Source organism: Acinetobacter sp. CIP 101966, from assembly GCF_000369725.1.
GTDB classification, from domain to species: Bacteria; Pseudomonadota; Gammaproteobacteria; order Pseudomonadales; family Moraxellaceae; genus Acinetobacter; species Acinetobacter lwoffii_Q.
On the sequence record NZ_KB850160.1, the window covers coordinates 821,471 to 832,693 of the forward strand.

Below are 11,223 nucleotides of genomic sequence, written 5' to 3' on the forward strand. Positions count from 1 at the left end.
GGGTTTAGCATAAGCAATATAAACAAAACAGCCAAGCAAAAGCTTGGCTGTTTCACATAATTTTAAAAATTATTCTGATACTTGAATTGGCAGTCCTGCGATTGAGGTCAATTCTGTGAAGGTCGGGAAACTGGTTGCGACCGTTTCGGTTCCGACAATCTTGATCTGCTCCGAATTACGCAAACCGGCAATCGAAAAACTCATCGCGATACGGTGATCGTGATGCGATTCAATTTCACCACCCGTAAAGATTGGCGACCAGTCACCAGACTTGCCCTTACCTTCAATGATGATGCCATCGTCCGTTGGGGTACAGTCGATGCCCATGGTTTGAAGACCGTCGGCCATCACTTGAATACGATCCGATTCTTTTACGCGAAGCTCGGCAGCACCGGTCAGGATGGTTTGACCTTCGGCACATGCAGCCGCAATGAATAGCGCCGGGAATTCATCAATTGCCAATGGCACCTGATCTTCCGGCATATGAATGCCTTTTAAGGTACGTGTACCACGGATACGAATATCGGCAATCGGTTCACCGCCTGCAATACGCTCGTTTTCAACTGTAATGTCCGCACCCATTTGCTTGAGGATTTCGACCACACCAGTACGGGTCGGGTTAATGCCAACTGCTTCAAGGGTCACATCCGAGTTTTCAGTAATGGCCGCACCGACCATAAAGAAAGCAGCAGAAGAAATATCTGAAGGCACCTGAATATTGGTTCCAACCAGCTTTCCGCCACCTTGCAGTGAAATTCGATTACCTTCGGTTTTCACTTCATAACCAAAGGCACGTAGCATACGTTCAGTATGGTCGCGTGTTGGTTCTGGTTCAGTCACCGAAGTTTCACCTTCTGCCCATAGACCTGCAAGTAAAATCCCTGATTTCACCTGAGCAGAGGCCATTGGCAAATCGTACTGAATCCCTTTCAGGTTTTGGTTGCCGGTGATGGATACAGGTGGCGTACCTCGCTCACCAGTGGTCTGAATTTGCGCACCCATTTCACGTAAAGGCTTGGCAATACGCTCCATTGGACGCTTGGATAAAGATGCGTCACCAGTCATGACTGAATCAAATTTCTGTGCTGCTAGCATACCCGACAGCAAACGCATTGAAGTGCCTGAGTTGCCCATATAAATGGCAGACTGCGGCGCTTTTAAGCCTTGCATGCCAACACCATGAATGGTGACTTCACCATTTTTAGGGCCTTCAATGCTGACTCCCATATCACGGAAAGCTTGCAGTGTCGCTAGAGCATCCTCACCTTCCAAAAAGCCGGTCACATGTGTGGTACCTTCTGCAATCGCACCAAACATGATCGAGCGATGTGACACAGATTTGTCACCTGGCACGGTAAATTTACCCTGAAATTTCTTGGCACCCGGCTGAATGGTAAATTGTTGTGTCACTTTATTTTTCTCCATGAAAGGTTTCTTGGCGAGCATATGGTTGAAATGCTGGCGAGCTGCCTGCGCATGACCCAATAAGCCCATCAATGCGTGGGAATCTTCATCTTCAATCAATTTGCGAATAATCGCGAGCTGCTGTTCAAAGCCATCAACAGCATTCAGAACTGCTTTTTTGTTGGCAAAAAAGATGTCATGCCACATTTGTGGATCGCTAGCGGCAATTCGCGAGAAATCCCGGAAGCCACCGGCAGCATAACGAAATATATCTAAATTGTCTTCACGCTTGGCCAATTGCTCAACCAAGTTGAATGCCATGAGATGCGGAAGATGACTGGTATGCGCCAGCACTTCATCGTGCTTGTCGACATCCATACAAATCACTTCGGCTTTCGCCGCTTGCCACAGCTGAATCAGTTTATCGACGGCCCAGTCTGCACTGCTTGGCAGTGGCGTCAAGATCACCTTGTGATTGGCAAATAAATCAACTTTACCTGCATGCACCCCGGTATGCTCGGCACCTGCAATCGGATGGCCCGGTACAAAACCTTCAGGCAGTTCATCGCCAAAAACCGCTTTCGCTGCATCGACCACATTACCTTTGGTACTACCCACATCAGTAATAATGGTATTGGCAGATAAATAAGGCTTGATGGCTTCCAGCACCTTTTGCGTGGCACGCACCGGTAATGCAAGCACTACCAGATCAGCACCTTTGACCGCTTCCACAGGATCTGCATAGCCTTCGGAAATCAGGCCAAGAGATTTAGCATCTTCCAAAGTCTTTTGTGAACGTGTCGATGCAACAATGTCATTGGCCAAATGCTCAGCTCGAATGACACGCGCCAGACTTGAACCAATCAGTCCAAGCCCGATAAATGCAACTTTTTCAAACAGTGGCTGCGACATGGTTTAAGCTTTTGCCTCTAAACCGAGTACTTTAGCCAATGCGCTTAAGAATTTCGCATTTTCTGCTTCAGTACCAATCGATACACGAATGTGATTAGAAATACCGACCGGACGCACAATCACCCCTTGCTTAAGCAAACCATTGAAGGTTGCTGATGGGTCTGCTTGTACATCTACCAGAATAAAGTTGGCACGTGAAGGTACATAGTTAAGACCCAAAGCCTTAAAGCCAGCCTCAAGTTGCGCCATACCGGCTTTATTCACTTCACGAGAACGCGCGATAAAATCTTCATCTTTCAGTGCAGCCACCGCAGCCACCATCGCAAGATGGTTGACATTAAATGGTTGACGAATACGGTTCAGGTAATCTGTCACTTCAACTGAAGCCAGAGCAAAACCAACACGTAGTGCAGCCAAACCATAACACTTCGACAAAGTACGGCTAACGATCAGGTTTGGATATTGCGCAAGGAATTTCAAGCTGTTGAAGTTTTCCGGGAAATATTCAACATACGCTTCATCCAGAACCACAATCACATTGGCAGGAACTTTTTGCATGAAAGCTTCAAATTCAGCTTCTTCGAACCAGGTTCCAGTTGGATTGTTCGGGTTTGCAATGAAGACGAGTTTGGTATTGTCTTGAATTGCAGCCGCCATTGCTTCCAAGTCATGCGAGAAGCCTTTTGCTGGTACTTCGATCGCTTGTGCATTAATGGCTTGAGTTACCAATGCATAAACTGCAAAAGCATGCTGGCTATACACCACCGAATCATTTTCTGAAACGAATGCACGGGCAAACATTTCCAGTAAGTCGTTTGAACCATTCCCTAAGGTAATCTGATCATGATTAAAACCAAACTGGGTTTTGATCTGATCTTTCAGGATAAAACCACCACCATCCGGATAACGGCCAATTTCAGCAATTTCCGCAGCTACCGCTTCTTTGACTTTATCTGAACAACCTAGCGGGTTTTCATTTGAAGCCAGTTTGACGATATCGGTAAGCCCCAACTCGCGCTCAAGTTCACTGATTGGCTTACCCGGTTGATATGGCTTTAATTTTGAGATGCCTGAATTGGCTGGAACAAACGACATTTTAGACTTCCAATTTTAGGTATAAAACAGTGGTCAGCATCCTCGCCCTGACCACGGATAGCTGACTTAAAGTACAGCTGCAGGATATGAACCGAGCACGCGAACTTCTTTGACCAAAGGACGAATTTCTTCAATGGCTGCTTTCACGTGTTCCTGCTCAATATGGCCTTCAAGATCAATAAAGAACACATAAGCCCATTTTTCAGGAAGTGCAGGCCGGGTTTCAATACTGGTCAGACTGATATTGTGCTTGGCAAATGGCGCCAGAATTTCCAGCAAAGCCCCGGCACGATCATGTGCTGAAATCAGTAATGAAGTCTTGTCATTACCACTTTGCGGCACTTTTTCACGACCAATCACCAAGAAGCGTGTGGTATTTTCAGGATTGTCCTCGATATTGCTATGCATGATTTCGAGATCATAAATGCTCGCGGCAATTTCAGAGGCAATCGCGGCAGAATGCCATTCATTACGAATACGGCGCGCTGCTTCTGCGTTGGAGCTTAAAGCGACACGTTCCACACCCGGATAATGGGCATCCAGCCACTTACGGCATTGTGCCAAAGTCTGCTGATGCGCATAAATCTGCTTGATGCTGTCTTTACGGGTATTTTCAGAAATCAGGAACTGATGGTGAATCGGTAATTCAACTTCGCCAATTACATTCAGGTTCGATGTTTTAAAACAGTCCAAAGTATGGTTGACCACGCCTTCAGAAGAATTTTCTACCGGCACCAGACCATAATGGGCACTGCCCGCTTCCACGTCACGGAAAACTTCATCAATGGTCGGTAAAGGACGAACCACAGCATCATGACCAAAGTGCTTGAGTACCGCAGAATGGGTATAAGTCCCGACTGGGCCAAGGAAAGCAATGCTTTGCGGAGCTTCAAGTGCAAGACAGGCCGACATGATTTCACGGAACAGACGCGCCATGGTGGTATCAGACAATGGCCCTTCATTACGTTCCATGACATTACGCAAAACCTGAGCTTCACGTTCTGGGCGGTAAAACAGCGGATTCTCTTCTGAGGCAAACTTTGCTTTTGCCACAGCTTCAGCCAAACGTGCCCGACGGTTAATCAATTGCTGAATTTGCTGATCAACAGAATCGATATCTTCACGAATTTTTACCAAATCAAGAGAAGTCGTGGTGTTTTGATCGTCGTTGATCATTGTTCTGTCGCCCTTCATAAACCTTATCTGTTCAGTATAACAATAGTGAGCTTTCAAATGTTACGCAATATGACATTGGTAGATTAAGTCTTAAAAACATACAGTTGATTTTAACCGTTTATCGCTTTTGGTCATATCTAGTAACATTTACTTCAGCTTTTCTGCTTGATTTACATTATTAAATTGTAAACTTTGCCTGTCCATATTAACTGATTTTAAGGAAGATGAAATATCACTATTTCTTAATCTATATAGCGGTTTTAAGCATAAGAAAATTAAAATAATTGCTTTGCAAACGTCATTTTTGAACCATTCATATCTAAGATAGATTTCACAATAAAATGCACACTCTGCAACACCATTTTTATCGACTTCTCTTTGATTTCACTTATTTTTTACATTAAATCACTACTCCATTACAAAGCAGAGACGATTTTTTAACCAATCATAGATAGTCTAACTTAAAACAAGCGTTTGGGTGTCAGTCATGCCAAAAAGAATAGCTGTACTTTTGACGAATAATTTTGAAGATCAGGAATATCTTGAACCCGTTGCGGCCTTGCTTGAAGCAAAGCATAGCATCTGTAATATTGAGTTTAATGCAGGAAACGTGGTCTATGGTCTGCATGGCTGTTCTGCAGTGACGATTGACCGGGGCATCGAACAAATCAGTATTGATGATTTTGATGCCTTGCTGATTCCTGGCGGTGAATCTGCAGTTTCCTTATCTACCGATCTCCGGGTGCTGCAGTTTATTCAGGCTTTTAATCAAGCCAAGAAAACCATCTTTAGTTTATGTGATGCATCATTATTACTATGTGAAGCAGATGTGCTAAAAAATCGAATTATTACCAGTATTCGCGCGCATGCCAGTCGCGTACAACGTGCCGGTGGCACGTATTATGATGCAGAACTGGTGAATGACAATAATCAGTTGATTTCATCGCGTCTACCCAATGATTTACCCATTTTTATTCATGAATGTTTGGATGTCTTAAAATCATAAAGTCTTAAAAAATATTTCCCATCTTGGCTATGTTCTCCCCCTATAAAAAAGAGTCCTTCGGGACTCTTTTTTTATGGTTGAGCTATTAACGTCCTAACAGACCGCGTGCCACGATCTCTTTCATGATTTCATTGGTACCCCCATAAATCCGCTGGATCCGCGCATCAACGAAGAAACGTGAAATTGGATATTCAGTCATATAGCCATAACCCCCAAATAATTGCAGGAGATTGTCCGCGATTTTCATCTGCATATCGGTAGAAAAGCTTTTCAATGCTGCTGCAGTTTCTACATCCAGCTTCCCTTGCATATAAAGCTCAAGATTCTGGTTATAAAAAGCTGCGGTCGCCAATTCATCAATTTTCGCTTGCGCAAGCACAAAACGGGTATTCTGGAATTGGCCGATGGCCTGACCAAAAGCCTGACGCTCTTTCACATATTGTGTAGTCACATCAATAGAGCCACGAATAGCGCCTAAAGCGGTGGCAGCAATGGCGGTACGCTCACGCGGCAATTCCTGCATCAGGTAAGCAAATCCCTGTCCCGGCTGACCCAGTAATTGCTCCTTTGGCACTTTAACATTGTCGAAGAACAGCTCAGACGTATCCTGAGCATGCAGGCCAATTTTGTCCAGATTGGTGCCTTTTTTAAAGCCTTCCAGATGAGTATCAACCAGCAGCAATGAAACGCCTTTGGCGCGGGCTTGCGGATCAGTTTTGACGGCAAGCACCACCAAGTCAGCATGCTGACCATTGGAAATAAAGGTTTTTGAGCCATTTAACAGATAATATTCATCCTGCAAGATAGCGCTGGTGCGCATGGCTTGTAAATCTGAACCTGCGCCTGGCTCGGTCATACCGATCGCACCGACCACTTCACCGGTCACCATTTTTGGTAACCAGTATTTTTTCTGTTCTTCGGTACCGATATGCAGGATATACGGTGCTGCAATATCGGAATGACAAGACAGACCTGTGGCAATGGCACTGTATCCGGCACGTGCAGATTCTTCGATCAACATCAATGAATAATCGGTCGGCACCCCATAGCCACCATATTCTTCCGGAACATCGACACACAAGAAGCCATTTTCACCGAGTGCATTCCAGACTGAACGCGGCATCAGACCTTCACGTTCCCACTGGTCATAGTATGGTGCGACATGTTCGTTCATAAAGCGTTTAAAATTATCGCGGAATAATTCTAGATCGGCATCGTAGGCAAGCATTCTATTGTCCTTGTTGTTTATCATTTGAGTTTCCTTTTCACAGACTATCGACTTTCATGCTCCCTGTCATGTGCCGGCATTCATCTTTTTACTAACTTCACAGTCAATAAAAAAGGGAAGCCGAAGCTTCCCTTTTAGACACGAAAGACAGACTCAAACTTAGTGAGCGTTATTTCCTTCTTGCGCCATTTTTTCATCAATTTCTGCAGGATTTGCTAAAGCATAGTTCAGCTTGTCCATATCTAACTGGCCAACCCATTTCGCAACCACTAAAGTCGCCAAAGAGTTACCAACCAGATTGGTCAAGGCACGAGCTTCAGACATGAAACGGTCAATACCGAGAATCAAGGCCAGACCTGCAACAGGAATATTACCTACGGCAGCCAAGGTTGCCGCCATCACAATAAAGCCTGAACCAGTCACACCTGCCGCACCCTTAGATGAGATCAGAAGTACCAGAAGCAGGGTAATTTGATGAGACAAATCAAGTTGCGTATTGGTCGCTTGTGCAATGAAGATCGCAGCCATCGTCAAGTAAATCGACGTACCATCCAGGTTAAATGAGTAACCAGTTGGAATCACCAGACCTACTACCGACTTCTCGGCACCGGCAAGTTCCAGTTTCTTCAACATACGTGGTAATACTGACTCTGAAGATGACGTCCCCAGTACAATCAGAAGTTCTTCGCGAATCAGGCGGATCATCTTCATGATGCTGAAACCAGCAAAACGCGCAATTGAGCCCAATACGATGAAAATAAATAGTACACAGGTGATATAGAAACAAATGATCAACTGTGCCAGCTGAGCAAGAGAACCAATACCATATTTACCAATTGTAAATGCCATCGCACCAAATGCACCGATTGGAGCAAGTTTCATCACCATGTTCACGATGTTGAAGAATACATGTGAAATCTGGTCAATGAGTTTCAGGACTGGCTTGCCTTGATCACCCAGCTTATGCAGTGCGAAACCAAAAATGATCGCGAACAATAGAACTTGCAGAATTTCGCCTTCCGCAAATGCGCCCACAACCGTATTTGGAATGATGTTCATCAGGAAGTCGATAGTCGATTGTGACTCACCTGAAGCGACATATTTACTGATGCCAGTGGTATCCAGTGAAGCAGGATCAACGTTCATGCCCACACCAGGCTTGACGATGTTAATCACGACCAGACCGATGACCAAAGCAATCGTGGATACGATCTCGAAGTAAAGTAAAGCCACACCACCAGTTTTACCGACTGATTTCATGCTTTCCATACCTGCAATACCGCTGACCACGGTACAGAAAATCACAGGTGCGATAATCATTTTAATCAGACGGATAAATGCATCACCAAGCGGTTTAAGCTGTTCGCCCAAGCCAGGGACATGCTGTTCTACGCCATTGATAATTTGCGTACCACTAGGCGAAAAATGCCCGACCAGAATACCTGCGATAATGGCCACAATCACTTGAAAATACAGTGACTTATAAATTGGTTGTTTCGCCATAATAAATCTACTTGAACGATATCAAAAATAAGAAAGACCATTTTGAGAAATATACTGACCTCTTCATCCCTTCTCAGGATGAACCGGATCAAGTCTCAAAAGGCTCAAGAGAATGTTCAAAAATGATAATCAGCCATGCATTGAATCTGACACTCAAGTATCAGACCAAAGTATTAAATGGGAGAAAGAGATTAAGAAAAATTAAACAGACTCTAAAAATTGCCTAAATTTTACCGAATATTCAGACTAAATGTGCATAACTTATTATGCGCTTGTTTATGTTTTAACCAGAATAGATTAGACATTAGTCGATAATCAGATTTAACTGATTGTTTTACGTATACTGAAATGTTTATGGATTTTCACCCTCTCCCTTGACATTAATATTTTCTGCAAGCTGTAAAAAGTTATGAATACCAAAAGAAATATTTATAAAGATTTCGAACATCCCTTTGCCCAATATGTACGCATTGTGGGTAAAGGGAAAAATGGCGCCCGCTCTCTCAGCTATGATGAAGCCTATCAAGCCTTTAGCATGATTTTAAAAAATGAAGTGCTGGATGTGCAGTTAGGTGCATTCTTGATGTTATTGCGGGTCAAGGAAGAATCTGTAGATGAGTTGGCCGGTTTTGTACAGGCGACACGGGATCAGCTGAATTTCAAAAAACTGGATGTCGATCTGGACTGGTCTTCATATGCAGGCAAACGCAAACATTATCCATGGTTTATTCTGGCAGCCCTGACACTGGCCAAGCATGGTTATAATATTGTGATGCATGGTGCCTCGGGCCATACCATGAACCGCGTTTACACCGAACAGGTGCTGACTTACTTAGGCTATCCAATCTGTCAAAATGATGCCGAGGTTGAACAGCAGCTACAACAACAGCATTTTGCTTATATCCCGCTAGAAGTGATTTCTCCAATTCTGGCGGACTTGATTACGCTGCGTAATGTCATGGGGCTACGCTCCCCAATTCATACCTTGGCGCGTCTGATCAATCCGTTTAATGCCAAAGCGACCCTGCAAGCAATTTTCCATCCGGCTTATCGTGGTTCGCATCAGCAAGCGGCTTTCCGCTTAGGCTATAAAAACAGCGCAGTGATTAAAGGTGAAGGCGGCGAATTCGAGCGTAATCCGGATGCCAAAACGCTTATCTGTGGCATTAAAGATGGTGAACTATATGAGCATGAACTGCCGAAACTAACTGACTACCGCAGTCCGATTGAAGAAGAACTGGATCTGGCGCTATTTAAAGCTGTCTGGGACGGTCAGCAAAGCCATGATTATGGCGAGATTGCAGTGATAGAAACTATGGGCATTGCGCTATATACCATGGGCGTGTGTGACAGCTTTGAAGCTGCGATGCAAAAAGCCAAAACCTTATGGGTGAATCGCCACACGGTTTAATCTTTATAGTATAAAGAAAAAAAGCATTGTTAATCACTTAACAATGCTTTTTTTAATTGTATTGCTATTGGCTGGGAATTAAGCCTTAAACAAAACGAATCGGCTTGAATTCTGGTTCATTTTTGTGATGATCATCATCACATTCCTCACCCTCTTCTTTAGTACCGCGATCGATATAACCGCTGCGCTCATTTTCAGGCAGGTTTTTCATTTCCCAGGCATACACTGCCTGCATACAGGTCTGACGCTGTTCTGGTGTCAAGGCTACACCGTTTGGCCACTTTCCAATTTCGACTGCTGTTCTTAGACGTTCAACAATCTCAGGATTGAGTACGGCAAGCATTTGTTCAATATTCATGATTTAATCCTGCTTAAAATAATCAAAGTCCTGATTCCACCCCAGTTTGGTTCGACAGGCATTATAAAAGTCATAACCCGGTGGATGCAGAAGATTCAGTTTAAAGGGATGCTTGCGAATATGGACGCTATCTCCCACATTCAAAGACACACTGTGTTGTCCATCCGCACTAACCATCGGCAGTACGCGATTTTCACGAATCAGTAATTTAATTTCACTATGTCCACCGACCACAATCGGGCGTGAAGACAAGGTATGCGGATGCATCGGTACCAAGGCAATCGCATCCATACTTGGATGTACAATCGGGCCACCACCAGAAAGCGCATAAGCCGTAGAACCAGTCGGCGTAGAGACTATCAGGCCATCGCTGTGCTGACGATAGACATATTGTCCATCAATATTCAGTTCAAAATCGATCATATGTACCGATTTCCCTGAATGTAGCACCACATCATTTAGAGCAATGGCATCGTAAATCACTTCACCTTTGGAGCGAATTTCGACTTCGAGTAAAAAGCGTCGCTCAGTCTGAAAGTCACCCTTTAATACCTGATCCAGCTTGAATATCACTTCAGTCGGCTTGATATCCGTTAAAAACCCCAGACGACCACGGTTAACCCCGATCACCGGGGTATTGTACTTGACCAAGGCGCGTGCTGCATGTAATAGCGAGCCGTCACCGCCCACGACAATCACCAGATCCACCACCTCACCCAATAAGGCACGACTGACGGTTTGGGTATTTTGATAGGGAACAAGTTCAGCTGTCGCTGCATCAAAAACTGGGTGTAGGCCTAAATTGAGAAGATGATCGTGAATAAGGCATAAGGTTTCAACCACCGACGATTTATCAGGACGTCCTATTAACCCGATATTTCGAAAGGTCTTATGGGAAATTTGCACCAGTGTCGTCGCTCCGCTACGAATCCTGCTTATCATAACATTAAGCTATACCTGGATGACAATTTATAACAGTGCTTCATAGGTAGGAAATTATTTGAAATATATTCGAATTAAGGAGAAATTGTGGGGTTTCATTTTAATTTTAAGCGCATTTCTTGATTAAATATTGCAAAATAATGAAAAGCTTCGCATGATTAGCACAATTTCACAGGATCTTATAAGTA

The 11,223-nt window shown here is 44.2% G+C and carries 9 protein-coding genes; 2 read left to right on the forward strand and 7 right to left on the reverse strand.

The window, feature by feature from the left end; genetic code table 11:
- Positions 1-69 precede the first annotated feature (69 nt).
- The 3 genes from F891_RS10035 to pheA form a co-directional block, all read right to left on the reverse strand.
- Positions 70-2,316 (reverse strand): bifunctional prephenate dehydrogenase/3-phosphoshikimate 1-carboxyvinyltransferase, encoded by a 2,247-nt coding sequence (locus F891_RS10035; RefSeq protein ID WP_004278985.1) that lies wholly within the window; start codon positions 2,314-2,316, stop codon positions 70-72.
- Positions 2,317-2,319: 3 nt separating this feature from the next.
- Positions 2,320-3,411: a histidinol-phosphate transaminase gene (gene hisC, locus F891_RS10040; protein ID WP_004645569.1), complete on the reverse strand. Its 1,092-nt coding sequence runs from the start codon at positions 3,409-3,411 to the stop codon at positions 2,320-2,322.
- A gap of 66 nt (positions 3,412-3,477) precedes the next feature.
- Positions 3,478-4,587 carry a prephenate dehydratase gene (pheA, locus tag F891_RS10045; protein WP_004278987.1) on the reverse strand — a complete coding sequence of 370 codons (1,110 nt, stop codon included), beginning with the start codon at positions 4,585-4,587 and terminating at the stop codon, positions 3,478-3,480.
- A 487-nt stretch (positions 4,588-5,074) separates the two neighbouring features.
- Between pheA and F891_RS10050 the strand changes: the two genes are divergently transcribed.
- A complete protein-coding gene (locus F891_RS10050; protein ID WP_004731605.1) occupies positions 5,075-5,593 on the forward strand; it encodes a DJ-1/PfpI family protein in 519 nt (172 codons plus the stop codon).
- A gap of 85 nt (positions 5,594-5,678) precedes the next feature.
- Here F891_RS10050 and F891_RS10055 read toward each other — a convergent pair whose 3' ends face one another.
- Positions 5,679-6,821, reverse strand: coding sequence for an acyl-CoA dehydrogenase family protein (locus F891_RS10055; RefSeq protein WP_004278989.1), 1,143 nt, complete (start codon positions 6,819-6,821; stop codon positions 5,679-5,681).
- A 159-nt stretch (positions 6,822-6,980) separates the two neighbouring features.
- Positions 6,981-8,324, reverse strand: a complete 1,344-nt coding sequence (locus F891_RS10060; RefSeq protein WP_004278990.1) for a dicarboxylate/amino acid:cation symporter — start codon at positions 8,322-8,324, stop codon at positions 6,981-6,983.
- A 409-nt stretch (positions 8,325-8,733) separates the two neighbouring features.
- Between F891_RS10060 and F891_RS10070 the strand changes: the two genes are divergently transcribed.
- Complete coding sequence (locus F891_RS10070; RefSeq protein WP_004278991.1) at positions 8,734-9,735, forward strand: glycosyl transferase family protein; 1,002 nt, start codon at positions 8,734-8,736, stop codon at positions 9,733-9,735.
- Between the two features lie 85 nt (positions 9,736-9,820).
- On the opposite strand, the gene F891_RS10075 is transcribed toward F891_RS10070, so the two are convergent.
- Positions 9,821-10,093 carry a YeaC family protein gene (locus tag F891_RS10075; RefSeq protein ID WP_004278992.1) on the reverse strand — a complete coding sequence of 91 codons (273 nt, stop codon included), beginning with the start codon at positions 10,091-10,093 and terminating at the stop codon, positions 9,821-9,823.
- A 3-nt stretch (positions 10,094-10,096) separates the two neighbouring features.
- A complete protein-coding gene (locus tag F891_RS10080; protein WP_004645573.1) occupies positions 10,097-11,035 on the reverse strand; it encodes an NAD(+) kinase in 939 nt (312 codons plus the stop codon).
- Between the last annotated feature and the right edge of the window lie 188 nt (positions 11,036-11,223).

What these genes read in the sequence shown, in the direction of transcription:
- F891_RS10035 (WP_004278985.1), bottom strand. Translation starts at nt 2,316, where the DNA reads ATGTCGCAGCCACTGTTTGAAAAAGTTGCATTTATCGGGCTTGGACTG.
- hisC (WP_004645569.1), bottom strand. Translation starts at nt 3,411, where the DNA reads ATGTCGTTTGTTCCAGCCAATTCAGGCATCTCAAAATTAAAGCCATAT.
- pheA (WP_004278987.1), bottom strand. Translation starts at nt 4,587, where the DNA reads ATGATCAACGACGATCAAAACACCACGACTTCTCTTGATTTGGTAAAA.
- F891_RS10050 (WP_004731605.1), top strand. Translation starts at nt 5,075, where the DNA reads ATGCCAAAAAGAATAGCTGTACTTTTGACGAATAATTTTGAAGATCAG.
- F891_RS10055 (WP_004278989.1), bottom strand. Translation starts at nt 6,821, where the DNA reads ATGCTTGCCTACGATGCCGATCTAGAATTATTCCGCGATAATTTTAAA.
- F891_RS10060 (WP_004278990.1), bottom strand. Translation starts at nt 8,324, where the DNA reads ATGGCGAAACAACCAATTTATAAGTCACTGTATTTTCAAGTGATTGTG.
- F891_RS10070 (WP_004278991.1), top strand. Translation starts at nt 8,734, where the DNA reads ATGAATACCAAAAGAAATATTTATAAAGATTTCGAACATCCCTTTGCC.
- F891_RS10075 (WP_004278992.1), bottom strand. Translation starts at nt 10,093, where the DNA reads ATGAATATTGAACAAATGCTTGCCGTACTCAATCCTGAGATTGTTGAA.
- F891_RS10080 (WP_004645573.1), bottom strand. Translation starts at nt 11,035, where the DNA reads ATGATAAGCAGGATTCGTAGCGGAGCGACGACACTGGTGCAAATTTCC.